Origin of the sequence: Stutzerimonas stutzeri (assembly GCF_038561965.1) — a bacterium.
Lineage (GTDB): Bacteria > Pseudomonadota > Gammaproteobacteria > Pseudomonadales > Pseudomonadaceae > Stutzerimonas > Stutzerimonas stutzeri_AA.
In genome coordinates this window covers 3,878,358-3,894,210 of sequence record NZ_CP139348.1, presented here as the reverse complement: position 1 = coordinate 3,894,210, position 15,853 = coordinate 3,878,358, and the positions used below count along the sequence as shown (strand labels likewise).

Below are 15,853 nucleotides of genomic sequence, written 5' to 3'. Positions count from 1 at the left end.
CGTCCGCTGCTGGATTGGCCTCTGGCAGGCCTGCGACCTGCAGTCGCCGCGAGGTCGCGCCTCCCACAGGGTTCGGTGTGCACCGGCCGCTTTTGTGGGAGGCCCGCCCTCGGGGCGATGCTTTTCAGCCAGAACCGTTTTCAGACGGGCCCGACAGCGCGGCCCCGAACCCAATAACAAAGAACGAGGTAACCCAAATGTCCGTCTTCGCTCACCCCGACTTCGACCGCCACGAACAGGTGGTTTTCTGCCATGACCAGGCGTCGGGTCTGAAAGCCATCATCGCCATCCACGACACACGCCTCGGCCCGGCGCTGGGTGGCTGCCGGATGTTCCCCTACGCCAATGACGATGATGCCTTGCGTGATGTGCTGCGGCTGTCGCGCGGAATGACGCTGAAATCCTCGCTGGCCGGGCTCAAGCTTGGCGGCGGCAAGGCCGTGATCATCGGCGACCCGCATACCGGCAAGAGCCAGGCGCTGCTGCATGCGATGGGCGATTTCGTCGACAGCCTCGGCGGGCGTTACGTCACTGCGGCCGACTCCGGCACCGGCGACGCCGAGATGCAGGCGTTCGCCCAGCGCACCCGCCATGTGGTGGGCGCCACCCCGCGCACCACGCTGGACGGCAGCATCGCCAGCGGCGACCCGTCACCGTCCACCGCCTACGGCGTTTTCGTCGGCCTCAAGGAAGCGGTGCGCCAGCGCCTCGGTCGCGATGACCTGGCCGGGTTGAAGGTGGCGATCCAGGGTGTCGGCCATGTCGGCCTGGGCCTGGCGCGACACCTCAAGGCGGCCGGTGCCGAGCTGTGGGTGGCGGACATCTTCGACGCCAACGTCAAGCAGGCGATGGATGAACTGGGTGCCAACGTGGTCCGCCCGCAGGACATCTACGGCCTGGACGCGGACGTTTTCGCGCCCTGCGCCATGGGCGGCATCCTCAACGAGCAGACCCTGGAAGTGCTGCGTGCGCCGGTGATCGCCGGGGCGGCGAACAACCAGCTGGCAACCGCCGAGATCGGCATCGAATTGCAGCGGCGCAACCAGCTCTACGCGCCGGACTATGCGATCAACTCCGGCGGCATCATCGACGTCTACTACCAGCGCGCCGGCGGCAGCGCCGCGCAGATCGACGCCCATGTGAACGCCATCGGCGACACCCTGGGCGAGATCTTCACCCGCTCCGCCGCCAGCGGCGAGCCGACCTCGGTGATTGCCGATCGGCTGGCGCTGGAACGCTTGAACGCCGGTGGCGTAGCGCATGCCGAGGCATTCAAGCGCCAAGCCTCATGAGTGATAACGGCCGGCTGCCTGAGCGTGCCGGCCTTCACTGAGCAGGGCGGCGGGCTCTGATCGCCAATGCCGCGCCCGCTCCGTTCGTTCGCTTCATCCCTGACAAAAACAACAAGCAGGAATCCGCAATGACCGATAAAAGCAGCCTCGCGGCCGGCGCCATCGCTGGCGCCCGCGCACGTATCCAAGACAACGCCAGCCGAGGCCTGTGGTCCTCTCGCTGGGTGTTCTTCCTCGCCGCCACCGGCTCGGCGGTAGGCCTGGGCAATATCTGGAAATTCCCCTACGTGACCGGGCAGAACGGCGGCGGCGCCTTCGTTCTGGTCTACCTGGCCTGCATCCTCTTGATCGGCATCCCGTTGCTGATGACCGAAGTGATGATTGGCCGCCGCGGTCGGGCGAATCCCGATGGTGCCGTAGCCCGGCTGGCCCGTGAAGCTGGCGCCAGTTCGCGCTGGCGCGTGGTTGGCTGGCTCGGTGGGCTGACCGGCTTTCTGATCCTGAGTTTCTATCTGGTGGTGGCTGGCTGGGCCCTGGCCTATGTGCCGGCGACCTTCAGCGGCGGCTTCACCGGGGTCAGTGGCGAGGCCAGTGGCGAGCTGTTCGGTGCGCTGCTGGCGGACCCGGTGCGCCTGGTGGTCTGCGCCACGCTGGTGCTGGCGGCGACCATGCTGATCGTCGGCTTCGGTGTGCGCGGCGGGCTGGAGCGTTCGCTGCGTTTTCTGATGCCTGGGCTGTTCGTGCTGATGCTGGTGCTGGTCGGTTATGCGGCAGTGGAAGGTGAATTTGCCCAGGCGCTGCGGTTTCTCTTCGTTCCGGATTTCTCGGTGTTGACCGCGCAAAGCGTGCTGGTCGCCCTCGGCCATGCGTTCTTCACCCTGAGCCTGGGCTGCGGCGCGATGATGGTTTATGGCTCCTATCTGCCGGAAGGCGCCTCCATCGCCAAGACCTCGATTCTGGTCGCGCTGGCCGATACCGCGGTGGCGCTGCTGGCCGGCCTGGCGATCTTCCCGCTGGTGTTCGCCAACGGCCTGGAGCCGGGAGCAGGGCCGGGACTGATCTTTGTCACGTTGCCGATAGCTTTCGGCCAGATGCCGGTGGGGCAAATCGTCGGTGGGCTGTTCTTCGTCATGCTGGTGATCGCCGCGCTGACCTCAGCCATCTCGCTCTCCGAGCCGAGCATCGCCTGGCTTACCGAACGCTTCCGTATCAGCCGGACCAAGGCCGTGCTGGGCAGCGGTCTGGCGCTCTGGCTGCTGAGCCTGGGCAGTGTGTTCTCGTTCAATCACTGGGCCGACTACCAGCTGTTCGGCAAGACCTTCTTCGACACCCTCGACTACCTCACCACCAACTGGCTGATGCCGCTGGGCGGGCTGGGCACGGTGCTGTTCACCGGCTGGGTGCTGCAGCGCCACGTCGTCAGCGAGGCAATCGGCATTCGTAACGCCGGGCTGTTCCAGGCCTGGTGGAATCTGCTGCGTTACGGCACGCCAGTGGCCATCGTGCTGGTGTTCCTCAACCTGATCGGGTTGATCTAGCGCGATCACGGTTGTCTGTGCAGAACGCATTGGTGGGCTGAAGCCCACCCTACAAGAATGCTGCGGGCTTCTAACGAAGTCCTTTTGGTGGGCTCAGGTCCATCCCATCGGAAGGGCCGACGCAGGCCTTCGTGGGGTGGGCTTCAGCCCACCTTTTTTTTGCGCGACGCCATGCACGAGATGACATGTGCGGCAGGTTGTCGCACCGCTCTGTCAGCTTTTCGTTACGCCTGGCAAGCCGCCGAGCCAGGCGTTTGGTCGAAAACGGCGCTGTAAGGAAAACCTGACAGCGTGGATGGCGCCAGCCGCTTTCCGTACCCACAAACAGCATTGTTCGCCGCTCCGGCCTGGGGTGTGATGGGGCCAGCCAAGCCGTGCAGCGGCAGTCCTCACAACAATAATCAGGAGGCGATATGAACGCCGTGAACAAGATCGAACAGCACAATCCCATCGGTACCGACGGCTTCGAGTTCGTCGAATTCACCGCGCCGAATGCCGAAGGCATAGAGCAGCTGCGCATGCTGTTCACCCAGATGGGCTTTACCGAAACCGCCAAGCACCGCTCCAAGGAGGTCTGGCTGTTCCAGCAGCACGATATCAACATCGTGCTCAACGGCAGCCCCACCGGGCATGTGCGCGCCTTCGGCGAGAAGCACGGCCCCAGCGCCTGCGCCATGGCCTTCCGGGTGAAGAATGCCGCTCAGGCCGCCGCCTACGTCGAATCCCAGGGCGCCAAGCTGGTCGGCAGCCACGCCAACTTCGGCGAGCTGAACATCCCCTGCGTCGAAGGCATCGGCGGCTCGCTGCTGTATCTCGTCGATCGCTACGGCGACAAGAGCATCTACGACGTCGACTTCGAGTACATCGAAGGCCGTACGCCGAACGACAACGCCGTCGGCCTGATGTGCATCGACCACCTGACCCACAACGTCATGCGCGGGCAGATGGATGTCTGGTCCGGCTTCTACGAGCGCATTGCCAACTTCCGCGAGATTCGCTACTTCGACATCGAAGGCAAGCTGACCGGCCTGTTTTCCCGTGCCATGACCGCGCCCTGCGGCAAGATCCGCATCCCGATCAACGAGTCGGCTGACGACAAGTCGCAGATCGAGGAATTCATCCGCGAGTACCACGGCGAAGGCATCCAGCACATCGCGCTGAGCACCGACGACATTTACGAGACCGTCCGCCGCCTGCGTGCCAACGGCGTGGACTTCATGACCACACCGGGCACCTATTACGAGAAGGTCGATACGCGCGTTGCCGGGCACGGCGAGCCAACCGATGTGCTGCGCGAGCTGAACCTGCTGATCGATGGAGCGCCGGGGGATGATGGCATCCTCCTGCAGATCTTCACCAACACGGTGATCGGCCCGATCTTCTTCGAGATCATCCAGCGCAAGGGCAACCAGGGCTTCGGCGAAGGCAACTTCAAGGCGCTGTTCGAATCCATCGAGGAAGACCAGGTGCGCCGCGGCGTGATCAAGGCGGACGAGTAAGTTCGGAGCGTAGGGTGGAAGACTGCGGAGCATCTTCCACGCGTCTGTGTCGGGCCGACCAAAGCGTGGATGTGCTTCGCGACATCCACCCTACGCATCGGCGCCCACTGCGCCGCCATTGAGATCACGCGGTATCACGAGGAGAGGCACATGAGCCGCAAATGGATCAGTTTCCCCATCCGCGAGGGTGAGAGTTCGCGTCAGGCGCACTGCGATTTTCCGCAGGGCACCTACGAGCGCGAAATGGGCCGCGAAGGCTTCTTCGGCCCGGCTTCGCACTTGCATCACAAGCATCCGCCGACCGGCTGGATCGACTGGGAAGGGCCGCTGCGCCCGCACGCCTTCAATTTCAACCATATCCCCAGCGAAGGCGACTGCCCGCTGCAGGCGCCGCTGGCGCTGCACAACGCCGACGTCAAGCTGCGCCTGTGGAAGACCAACGGCGCCATGCGTCATCTGGTGCGCAACGGCGACGGTGACGAGCTGCTGTTCATCCACGAGGGCGCCGGGCATCTGTACTGCGACTTCGGCCACCTGGAGTTCCGCGACGGCGACTACCTGATGATCCCGCGCGGCACCGCCTGGCGCATCGAGGCGACAGAGCCGGTGTTCATGCTGCTGATCGAGAACACCGACGGCGCCTACCAGCTGCCGGAAAAAGGCCTGGTCGGCCCGCATGCCATCTTCGACGCCGCGGTGCTCGACCATCCGCGGCTGGACGACGCCTTTCGCGCGCAGCAGGACGAGAACCCCTGGCAGATCCGCATCAAGCGGCGAGACCAGATCACCACCGTGACCTACCCTTACAACCCGCTAGACGTGGTCGGCTGGCACGGCGACAACACCGTGGTGCGGCTCAACTGGCGCGACATCCGCCCGCTGATGAGCCATCGCTACCACTTGCCGCCATCCGCTCACACCACCTTCGTCGCCAACGGTTTCGTGGTCTGCACCTTCACGCCGCGGCCGGTGGAATCCGATCCGGGTGCGCTGAAGGTGCCGTTCTTCCACAATAACGATGACTACGACGAAGTGCTGTTCTACCACCGCGGCAACTTCTTCAGCCGCGACAACATCGAGCAGGGCATGGTGACCTTCCACCCCTGTGGCTTCCCCCACGGGCCGCATCCGAAGGCGCTGAAAAAGGCCAGTACCGACCCGGCGACCTTTGCCGACGAGGTGGCGGTGATGATCGACACCCGCCGCGCGCTGGAAGTCGGCGAGGCCGCCGCAGCCGTCGATGTCCCCGAATACGTCAACTCCTGGCGTGCGCCGGGCAAGGAATCCTGATGAAACTCGCAACCCTCAACCAGGGCCGCGACGGCGTGCTCGTCGTGGTCTCCCGTGATCTCGCCCAGGCGGTGAAAGTGCCGCAGATCGCCGCCACGCTGCAGGCCGCGCTGGATGACTGGAACTACTGCAAGCCGAAGCTGGAGGCCATCTATCAGCGCCTCAATGACGGGCTGGAGGAGGGCGCCTTCGCCTTCGAGCAGAGCGCCTGCCACAGCCCGCTGCCGCGCGCCTATCACTGGGCCGACGGCAGCGCCTACGTCAATCACGTCGAGCTGGTGCGCAAGGCCCGTGGCGCGGAGATGCCGGAATCTTTCTGGCACGACCCGTTGATGTACCAGGGCGGCGCCGATGCCTTTATCCCGCCGCAGGCACCGATCCGCCTGGCCGACGAGGCCTGGGGTATCGATCTGGAAGGCGAGCTGGCGGTGATCACCAGCGATGTGCCGATGGGTGCAACGCCGGCCGAGGCGGCGTCGCACATCCAGCTGCTGATGCTGGTCAACGACGTTTCGCTGCGCAACCTGATTCCCGGCGAGCTGGCCAAGGGCTTCGGCTTCTACCAGAGCAAGCCGTCGTCGAGCTTTTCGCCGGTGGCGGTGACGCCGGACGAACTGGGCGAAACCTGGCGCGACGGCAAGGTGCATCGGCCGCTGGTCTCGCACATCAATGGCGAGCTGTTCGGCCAGCCGGATGCCGGCACCGACATGACCTTCAACTTCCCGACCCTGGTGGCCCATGCCGCCCGCACGCGTCCGCTGGGCGCCGGCACCATCATCGGTTCGGGCACCGTGTCGAACTACGACCGCAGTGCCGGTTCGTCCTGTCTGGCCGAGAAGCGCATGATCGAGGTCATCGAGCACGGCGAGGCGAAGACGCCGTTCCTCAAGTTCGGCGACCGAGTGCGCATCGAGATGTTCGACGCCGCCGGGCAGAGCATCTTTGGTGCCATCGATCAGCAGGTCGAGCGCTATGAGCACTGAGCTGACGCTCTACGGCTACTGGCGCTCCAGCGCTGCCTACCGGGTGCGCATCGCTCTGAATCTCAAGGGCCTGGCCTATCGCCAGGTGCCGGTGCATCTGGTCAAGGATGGCGGCCAGCAACGTGCGGCCGATTACCGCACGCTCAATCCGCAGCAGCTGGTGCCGCTGCTGGTGGATGACGCCAATGGCGGCGCGCGCATCAGCCAGTCGCTGGCAATTCTGGAATACCTCGAAGAAGTGTTCCCGGTGCCCGCACTGCTGCCGGCCGATCCGGTAGAGCGCGCCCAGGTGCGCTCGCTGGCCATGCACATCGCCTGTGAGATCCATCCGCTGAACAACCTGCGTGTGCTGCAGTACCTCACCGCGGAACTGGGCGTCGATGACGAGGCGAAGAATGCCTGGTACCGACACTGGGTCAGCCAAGGCCTGGCGGCCGTGGAGCAGGGTCTGGAAACCTTTGGTGACAAGCTTTCCCTGAACGATCGGCCAGGTTATCTGGAGGCATGCCTGGTGCCGCAGGTATACAATGCGCGCCGTTTTGCCTGTGACCTCGCGGCGTATCCACGCATTCTCGAGATCGTTGCACGCTGCGAGACGCTTCCGGCCTTCCAGCAGGCCGTGCCGGAGGTGCAGCCCGACGCTCAATGACGCAACCGATTCGCCTTGCACGCTGCCGCGCCCTGCGCGGTGGTCCCGATCCCGTCACAGATAACAACAAACAGGTGACGTATGACTCGTGAAAAACCGAAGAACCTCTGGCTGTCGCGCTGGGGCTTCATCCTCGCGGCAACTGGCTCGGCCGTAGGGCTGGGCAACATCTGGAAATTCCCCTACATCACCGGCGAATTCGGCGGTGGTGCCTTCGTATTGATGTACCTGCTGTGCATCCTGGCAATCGGCGTGCCGGTGATGATGTGCGAGATCGCCCTCGGCCGCCGCGGCCGTGGCAGCCCCATCGACGCTGTCGGCCGGGTCGTTCGCGAGAACAATGGCAACCCGCTGTGGAAGGGCGTCGGCGTGATGTCCATGACGGCCGGCTTTTTGATCCTCTGCTTCTATGTGGTCGTGGCCGGCTGGGCGTTCGCCTACACGGTGAAGATGCTCGATGGGTCTTTGGCCGCCACCAGCGTGGAGGCGCTTGGTGGTGTGTTCGAGGCGCACAACGCCAACCCCTGGCAGCTCGGTGGTTGGAGCTTGCTAGTGGCATTGTTGACGCTGTGGATCGTCGCCAAGGGCGTGCAGAAGGGCATCGAGAATGCGGTGCGCTGGATGATGCCGGGTCTGGCCGTGATGCTGCTGATCCTGGTCGGCTACGCCTACACCAGCGGCGGCTTCGATCAGGGCTTCGCCTTCCTGTTCAGCTTCGACACCTCGAAGATCACCGGTGAAGCGTTACTGGCCGCCCTTGGTCATGCGTTCTTCACGCTGAGCCTGGCGGCTGGCGCGATCCTTACCTATGGCTCGTATATCCCGGACGACCAGTCCATCGCCCGCACCACGTTCATGGTTGCGCTCGCCGACACTTGCGTCGCGCTGATGGCCGGGCTGGCGATCTTCCCGATCATCTTTGCCAACGGCATGGACCCGACCGCCGGCCCAGGTTTGATCTTCATGAGCCTGCCGCTGGCCTTCCAGCAAATGCCGTTCGGCACCGCGTTCGGCGTGCTGTTTTTCGCCATGGTGTCCATTGCCGCATTGACCTCGGCGATCTCGATGATCGAAGCCACCGTCGCCTACCTCAACGAGAAGTACGGTATTTCGCGCCTTAAAGCGGCGATGGTTTCGGGCTCTGTGCTGCTGGTGATCAGCATGCTGGCGATGCTCTCGTTCAACGTGCTGTCCGGCTGGACGCCGATGGGTAAGAACTTCTTCGACTGGCTGGATTACCTGACTTCGCGCTGGATGATGCCGCTGGGCGGGATACTTACTGTGCTGCTGGCTGGCTACGCGCTGCGCAGCGACATCATGCGCGACGAGCTGAACCTGCCGCCGCTGGGCTACGCGCTGTGGCTGTTCATGGTGCGTTACGTGTGCCCGGTGCTGATCCTGATGGTGTTCCTGCACGCCCTCGGCTGGTTGGGTTTCGACCCGCTGCAGCGTTGGTACTGGATCGCCGGTGCCATCGGAGCGCTCACCGTGATCGGGGAGCTGCTGCGGCCACGGGTGGTGCCGGCGCTGGCCGGACGTTGATTGGATGAGCGTGGCGCCCGTAAGCGGCGCCACGCTTGTCTCTGGTCGGAAAGACGATCCCCCGCTTGATCGTCGTCATCTGCGCGTAAAGTTCTGCTGGACGTGGCCGACAATTTAGGGTGACAGCCAGGGAGGCGCACGGAACAGGGATGCTCGCTTGCCCGAACCGATCCGGACACGCTGCCATGCCCAACAGTCTCAAGTTCAGCCACAAGATTCTTCTGGCCGCATCGCTGATCGTGATCGCGACCTTCTCGTTGTTCACCCTGTTCAACGATTATCTGCAGCGCAACGCCATTCGCGACAATCTCGACAGCTACCTCGATGAGATGGGCGACGTCACCGCGCACAACATCCAGAACTGGTTGTCCGGCCGTATCCTGCTGGTGGAAAGCGCCGCGCAGAGCATCGGCAGCGACGACGCCGATGCGCGCGTAGCCGAGCTGCTCGAGCAGAAGGCGCTGGCTTCGACCTTCATGTTCAGTTACCTCGGTGGGCAGGATGGCAGCTTCCTCATGCGGCCTGCCGAAGAGATGCCCGCCGACTACGATCCGCGCGCGCGTCCTTGGTACAAGGACGCGATAGCCGCCAGCGGTTCGACGCTGACCGAACCCTATGTGGATGCGGCGAGCGGCGCGCTGGTCATATCCATCGCCACCCCGGTGCAGCAGAACGGTCGGAACATTGGCGTCGTCGGCGGCGATCTGGGGCTCAAGGTACTGGTTGAGATCATCAACGCACTGGACTTCAACGGCATGGGCCATGCCTTCCTGGTCAGCGGCGATGGCAAGATCCTGGTCCACCCGGACAGCAACAAGGTGATGAAGTCGCTCAGCGAGCTGTTCCCTGGGCACACCCCTTCGCTGGATGCCAACTACACCGAAGTCGATCTGGACGGGCAGACCCGCATTCTCAGTTTCAGCCGTGTGCAGGGCCTGCCCTCGGTGACCTGGTACGTGGGCATTTCCCTGGACAAGGCCGCCGCCTACAAGGCGCTGGACAGTTTCCGTACCTCCGCGGTCGTCGCTGCGTTGATCGCGGTGGTGGTAATTCTGCTGCTGCTCGGCATGCTGATGCGCGTGCTGATGCGCCCCCTTACCGATATGGGCCGTGCCATGGCCAACATCGCTGAAGGCGAGGGCGATCTGACTCGTCGCCTTGCTGTGCAGTCGAAAGACGAGTTCGGCGAACTGGCCTCGGCCTTCAACCGCTTCGTCGAGCGTATCCATACCTCCATTCGCGAAGTGTCTTCCGCCACTCAGCAGGTCAATGAGGTCGCCGCGCGGGTGCTGGCAGCGTCCAACTCCTCAATGACCAACTCCGACGAGCAGGCCAGCCGCACCAACAGTGTCGCCGCGGCAATCAACGAACTCGGCGCCGCCGCGCAGGAGATTGCGCGCAACGCAGCAGATGCCTCGCAGCAGGCCAGCGGTGCACGGCATCAGGCCGAAGACGGTCGCCAGGTGGTCGAGCAGAACATCGCCGCGATGCGTGATCTTTCGGCGAAGATCAGTGCGTCCTGTGCGCAGATCGAAGCGCTCAACGCCAAGACGGTGGACATCGGCCAGATTCTCGAAGTGATCAAGGGCATCTCCGAGCAGACCAACCTGCTGGCGCTGAATGCCGCCATCGAAGCGGCGCGGGCTGGCGAAGCGGGCCGCGGTTTCGCCGTGGTCGCCGATGAGGTGCGCAACCTGGCGCACCGCACGCAGAGTTCGGCACAGGAAATCCAGCAGATGATCGAGCAGCTGCAAGTCGGCGCCGGCGCCTCGGTGCAGACCATGACCGAAAGCCAGCGACAGAGCGAATCCAGCGTGTCCATCGCCGACCGCGCCGGCGAGCGCCTTGGCGAGGTGACCCAGCGCATCGGCGAGATCGACGGCATGAACCAGTCGGTGGCCGCCGCCACCGAGGAGCAGACCGCGGTGATCGAGTCGCTGAACATGGACATCACCGAGATCAACACGCTGAACCAGCAGGGTGTGGAAAACCTGCAATCGACGCTGCAGGCCTGCGGTGACCTGGACCAGCAGGCACGCCGCCTCAAGCAGCTGGTGGACAGCTTCCGTATCTGATCGGTATCAGGCTTTGCAAAGGGCGCTTCGGCGCCCTTTTTCATGGATGCGAGTTGGCAACTGAGCAATGTGCCTGTGATGGCAGTCTGAACTGTTCACGTCGCGCAACCCCAAGGAGGCTCCATGAAAATTCTCATCGTGCTCACGTCCCACGACCAGCTGGGTGACACCGGCAAACAGACCGGCTTCTGGCTGGAGGAATTTGCCGCGCCGTATTACGTCTTCATGGATGCCGGTGCGCAGGTAGTGCTGGCCTCACCCGAGGGTGGCGAACCGCCGCTCGACCCGAAAAGCGACGAGCCCGACGCCCAGACCGAGGCCACCGAACGCTTCAATGGCGATGGCGAAGCGCAGACGCTACTGGCCAATACTTACCGGCTGGATCAGGTCTCGGTCGAGGATTTCGATGCGGTGTTCTACCCGGGCGGCCACGGGCCGATGTGGGATCTGGTGGACAACCCGACCTCCATCGCGCTGATCGAATCGTTCGTCCGGGCCGACAAGCCTGTGGCTGCTGTGTGCCACGCGCCGGCGGCATTGACCGAAGTGCGCGGCAAGGATGGAGAGTATCTGCTCAAGGGCAAGCGCGTTACCGGCTTCACCAACGGCGAGGAGGCGGCTGTGGAGCTTACCGACGTAGTGCCGTTCCTGCTCGAAGACCGTTTGCGCGAGCGTGGCGGCCAGTACAGCAAGGGTGCGGACTGGGCGCCTTATGCGCAGGTCGACGGCCTGTTGGTGACCGGGCAGAACCCGGCCTCATCGGAAGCGGCGGCGCAGGAGCTGCTCAAGCTGCTGCGCTGACCGCGGCGCTCATTGTGGCCAGGTAAGCTGTTCCGCCTGGCCGCAGGCTTCGAACAGCGGCCGGCTGAACAGATAGCCCTGCATCAGATGAATGCCCAGATCGAAGAGGGCGCTGCATTCGCCGGCGGTTTCGACACCCTCGCCAATCACCTGAATACCCAGTTCTTCGCACATGCCCACCGTCGCCCTGACGATGGCCTGGCGGGTGCGGCTCTGGTCGATGCCGCGGATCAGGTCCATGTCCAGCTTGATGATGTCCGGCTGGAAGTCGGCCAGCAGGTTGAGGCCGGCGAAGCCCGCACCGAAGTCGTCGATGGCGGTGAGAAAGCCGATGCGCTGGTACTCGCGGAACACCTCGGTCAACCACTTGCCATCGCTGATGCGCTCGCCTTCGACGGTCTCGAAGATGATCCGGTCGACGGGAAAGTCATGCGCGCGGGCGGCTTCCAGCGTCGAGCGGATGCACAGCTCGGGGCGGTAGATCGCGTTGGGCATGAAATTGATCGACAGCTTGCTCTGCATGCCCAGTTTGGATGCCGTCTTGATTGCCTTGACCCGTCCGGCTTGGTCGAAGCGAAAGCGATTGTCCTCATTGACTTGCGACAGCACGGTGAGTGCCGGCTCGCCGCCTTGGCCGCGCACGAGGGCTTCGTGAGCGAAAATCTCACGGTTGCGCAGGTCGATGATCGGTTGAAAGGCGTAGCTGAAGCCAAAGCCCAGACGCTCGCCGCTGGCGCAGCTTGGGCAGGCGCCGTGTTCGCTGGCGCCGTGGCAGGCGTAGCTTTCTGGAGCAGGGTTGTCGCTGGTGTTACGTGAACTCATGGGCGCACTCGATTGGGGCCGGGCTGACAACAGGTTAGCGGCCGGGCGGCCAATGGCTGTAGCCCGCTTGTCTGGCCGACTCGAACGGCGCTGCGTGCGGGTAGCGTCAGCCATCCTTGACGGCATCAGGCGGCATGGGGCCGGAGGCGAGCTCCTCGATCAGGCTGCGCGCGGCGAAATCCGCTGCGTCGGTAAACGGGTTCAATACGCGGGCGACGCCGGCAGCACCCAGCGCCTCGCCATGCTGGTCATCGCGTACCACGCCGGCAATCTTGCCGTTGAAGCCGGCATGCTTGAGCGCATGGAGGAAGGCGCGGTTGGCCTCCCACTGCGGGAAGCTGGTGACCACCCATTCGGCATGCTGCAGCGGCAGCGATTCGAGAAAGCTGGGGTCCTCGCCGTCGCCGAAGCGCACCGGCAGCCTGCTGCGCCGCAGGTTGCGCACGGCTTCCGGGTCGAAATCCACACCGAGCACCGGCATCCGCGCCGCCGCCAATTGCTGTAGCAGTCGCGAACCGTAGCGGCCAAGGCCGAAGACGATGATGCGTGGATGACCCTGCGGCCTGCCCTGGGCCTCGACTTCCAGTTCGCGGTAGGGACGCTTGCGCTCGAACAGTCCAAGCCAGGGTTCCAGTCTCTCGTACAGCGGTTGCGAGAACAGGATCATGTAGGTTGAGAGCATGATGGTCGCCAGGCCGACCAGCGTGGTCAGCCCCAGCGCCTCTGGCCCGACATGGCCGAGGGTGATGCCCATGGCGACGAAGACAATCGAGAACTCGCTGATCTGCGCCACCGTCAGCCCGGCGAGAAAACCGGTGCGCTTGCGATAGCCCATGTAGCCCATGATCGCCATCACGATCAGCGGGTTGCCGATCAGTACGAACAAGGCCAAGACGACGGCCGGCAGGATCTCGTCGCCGAGCGTGGAGAAATCCAGCTTGCCGCCCAGATCGATGAAGAAGAACAGCAGCATGAAGTCGCGGATGCCGGTCAGCCGTGCGTTCATCGCCTCGCGATAGGCCGTCGAGGCCAGCGAGAAACCGGCGACGAAGGCCCCGGCTTCCTTGCTGAAGCCACTGTAATCGCCCAGCGCCGCCAGCCCTGTGCCCCAGGCGATGGCGAAGATCAGCAACAGCTCCTGAGAGCGCGCCATGCGACTGACCAGGGTCGGCAGCACGTAGCGCATCAGCACGTACATCAGAATGGCGGCGCCAGCCAGACGCAACAACAGCGAGCCGGAGACCTCGGCCCAGCCAGCATCGCCGGCGCCGCGCAGGGCGCTCATGGTCATCATCGCCAGCACCACGGCCAGGTCCTGGACGATCAGAAAGCCGACCGCTATGCGCCCGTGCAGCGAATCCAGCTCGTGTTTGTCCGAGAGCAGCTTGACGATGATGATGGTGCTGGAAAAGGTCAGCGCCACGGCGATGTAGATCGCCTCCATCGCGCTCTTGCCCATCAGCAGGGTCAGTGCGAAGCCGAAGATGATGGTGAAGGCCAGCTGTCCGAGCCCTGTGGCCAGTGCCACCGGGCCGATGTTGCGGATGTGGGCGAGGTCGAGTTTGAGCCCGACCACGAACAGCAGCACGGCGACGCCGACTTCGGCCAGCAGATGGATCTGGTCGGCGGCATTTACCGGGCCGAACAGCGCCGGGCCAAGCAGGATGCCCACCACGATGTAGGAAATCAGCAACGGCTGGCGCAGGCTCACGGCAATCGCTCCGATCACCGCCGAGATGATCAGCAACAGGGCGAACTCGGCAAAGGGGCCGTGGGCGAGCAGCGCTTCCATCGATGTCTCCGTGAAGGTGAATGTTTGACGCCGCAGGCGCCGCGCCTATCCTGCGGCAGCGCCTGGCCTGCCGCCAGCATTGCACCGTGTGAAACTGTGACAGCGCACAGGCAGCTGACGTGCCTGCGTCGGCCGGCGAGCCGATATGGCTGGGCTGCTGCTAGAATCCGCCCTTTTTCATCCCGCCGAAACGGCGCTGCGAGCCTGCCATGACCTTCGCCTCTCTGGGCCTGATCGATCCGCTGCTGCGGACCCTGGAAACCCTCGACTACCGCAAGCCGACGCCGGTCCAGGCTGAAGCGATTCCCGCCGTGCTCAAGGGCCGCGATCTGATGGCGGCGGCGCAGACCGGCACCGGCAAGACCGCAGGTTTCGCCCTGCCGTTGCTGCAACGCCTGACCATGCACGGCGCCCAGGTGGCGAGCAATTCGGTGCGCGCGCTGGTGCTGGTGCCGACCCGCGAGCTGGCTGAGCAGGTCCACGAGAGCTTTCGCGTCTATGGGCAGAACCTGCCGCTGCGTACCTACGCGGTGTACGGCGGGGTCAGCATCAATCCGCAGATGATGGCGCTGCGCAAGGGCATCGACGTGTTGGTGGCTACCCCTGGCCGTTTGCTCGATCTCTACCGGCAGAACGCGGTGGGCTTCAACCAGCTGCAGGCGCTGGTGCTCGATGAGGCCGACCGCATGCTTGATCTGGGCTTTGCCGAGGAGCTGGACGCGCTGTTCTCTGCCCTGCCGAAAAAGCGCCAGACCCTGCTGTTCTCCGCGACCTTCTCCGAGCCGATCCGGCAGATGGCCCGCGAGCTGCTGCGCGATCCGCTGTCGGTCGAGGTCAGCCCGCGCAACGCCGCGGCGAAGACGGTCAAGCAATGGCTGGTGCCGGTGGACAAGAAGCGCAAGTCCGAGCTGTTCCTGCATCTGCTGGCAGAGAAGCGCTGGGGCCAGGTCCTGGTTTTCGTCAAGACGCGCAAGGGCGTCGATCAGCTGGTGGATGAGCTACAGGCCGCAGGAATTTCCAGCGACGCGATTCACGGCGACAAGCCCCAGGCCTCGCGTCTGCGGGCGCTGGAGCGCTTCAAGGCAGGCGAGGTGCAGGTGCTGGTGGCAACCGATGTCGCCGCGCGCGGGCTGGACATCCATGACTTGCCGCAGGTGGTCAACTTCGACCTGCCGATCGTCGCCGAGGATTACGTGCACCGCATCGGCCGTACCGGCCGCGCCGGTGCTACGGGCGAGGCGGTGTCGCTGGTCAGTGCCGATGAGGTCGATCAGCTCGCGGCCATCGAAACCCTGATCAATCAGGTGCTGCCGCGCCACGACGAGCTTGGCTTCGTGCCCGACCACCGTGTGCCGACCACGACGCTTGGCGGACATATCATCAAGAAGCCGAAGAAACCGAAAAAGCCCAAGGAGGGCGGCGGCAAGGGCAAGATCCACCTCGGCAACTGGTTCGACGAGAGCGAAAAGCCCAACGCCAAGCCCATCCGCAAGGTGCCGAGCCTGGGTGGCGGCAAGCCGGCCAAGAAGCGCTGAACCCGTCTCCGACTAGCAGCGTAGGGTGGAAACGG

At 64.3% G+C, this 15,853-nt stretch carries 12 protein-coding genes; 10 read left to right on the top strand and 2 right to left on the bottom strand.

Annotation, left to right across the window (positions count from 1 at the left end):
* Positions 1-197 precede the first annotated feature (197 nt).
* The 9 genes from SM130_RS17955 to SM130_RS17915 all read left to right on the top strand — a co-directional run bounded on the left by SM130_RS17955 (position 198) and on the right by SM130_RS17915 (position 11,669).
* Positions 198-1,292: a Glu/Leu/Phe/Val dehydrogenase dimerization domain-containing protein gene (locus tag SM130_RS17955; protein WP_102824712.1), complete on the top strand. Its 1,095-nt coding sequence runs from the start codon at positions 198-200 to the stop codon at positions 1,290-1,292.
* Between the two features lie 128 nt (positions 1,293-1,420).
* Positions 1,421-2,830, top strand: coding sequence for a sodium-dependent transporter (locus tag SM130_RS17950; protein ID WP_102824713.1), 1,410 nt, complete (start codon positions 1,421-1,423; stop codon positions 2,828-2,830).
* 413 nt (positions 2,831-3,243) lie between these two features.
* Complete coding sequence (gene hppD / locus SM130_RS17945; protein WP_102824714.1) at positions 3,244-4,329, top strand: 4-hydroxyphenylpyruvate dioxygenase; 1,086 nt, start codon at positions 3,244-3,246, stop codon at positions 4,327-4,329.
* A 150-nt stretch (positions 4,330-4,479) separates the two neighbouring features.
* A complete protein-coding gene (locus SM130_RS17940) occupies positions 4,480-5,619 on the top strand; it encodes a homogentisate 1,2-dioxygenase (RefSeq protein ID WP_061337324.1) in 1,140 nt (379 codons plus the stop codon).
* Positions 5,619-6,602 carry a fumarylacetoacetate hydrolase family protein gene (locus tag SM130_RS17935; protein ID WP_102824715.1) on the top strand — a complete coding sequence of 328 codons (984 nt, stop codon included), beginning with the start codon at positions 5,619-5,621 and terminating at the stop codon, positions 6,600-6,602. Before SM130_RS17940 ends, SM130_RS17935 begins: the two co-directional genes overlap by 1 nt.
* On the top strand, positions 6,592-7,251 hold the full coding sequence (gene maiA, locus SM130_RS17930; RefSeq protein ID WP_102824716.1) for a maleylacetoacetate isomerase: 660 nt from the start codon (positions 6,592-6,594) through the stop codon (positions 7,249-7,251). Before SM130_RS17935 ends, maiA begins: the two co-directional genes overlap by 11 nt.
* A gap of 81 nt (positions 7,252-7,332) precedes the next feature.
* Positions 7,333-8,793, top strand: coding sequence for a sodium-dependent transporter (locus SM130_RS17925; RefSeq protein ID WP_102824717.1), 1,461 nt, complete (start codon positions 7,333-7,335; stop codon positions 8,791-8,793).
* A gap of 185 nt (positions 8,794-8,978) precedes the next feature.
* Positions 8,979-10,868, top strand: a complete 1,890-nt coding sequence (locus tag SM130_RS17920; RefSeq protein WP_102824718.1) for a methyl-accepting chemotaxis protein — start codon at positions 8,979-8,981, stop codon at positions 10,866-10,868.
* Between the two features lie 123 nt (positions 10,869-10,991).
* On the top strand, positions 10,992-11,669 hold the full coding sequence (locus SM130_RS17915) for a type 1 glutamine amidotransferase domain-containing protein (RefSeq protein WP_102824719.1): 678 nt from the start codon (positions 10,992-10,994) through the stop codon (positions 11,667-11,669).
* Between the two features lie 9 nt (positions 11,670-11,678).
* On the opposite strand, the gene SM130_RS17910 is transcribed toward SM130_RS17915, so the two are convergent.
* Both SM130_RS17910 and SM130_RS17905 read right to left on the bottom strand, forming a co-directional pair.
* Positions 11,679-12,491, bottom strand: a complete 813-nt coding sequence (locus SM130_RS17910) for an EAL domain-containing protein (RefSeq protein ID WP_102824720.1) — start codon at positions 12,489-12,491, stop codon at positions 11,679-11,681.
* Between the two features lie 106 nt (positions 12,492-12,597).
* A complete protein-coding gene (locus SM130_RS17905) occupies positions 12,598-14,283 on the bottom strand; it encodes a cation:proton antiporter (RefSeq protein WP_102824721.1) in 1,686 nt (561 codons plus the stop codon).
* Between the two features lie 209 nt (positions 14,284-14,492).
* On the opposite strand from SM130_RS17905, the gene SM130_RS17900 reads away from it, so the two are divergent.
* On the top strand, positions 14,493-15,818 hold the full coding sequence (locus SM130_RS17900) for a DEAD/DEAH box helicase (protein WP_102824722.1): 1,326 nt from the start codon (positions 14,493-14,495) through the stop codon (positions 15,816-15,818).
* The last annotated feature ends 35 nt before the right edge of the window (positions 15,819-15,853 follow it).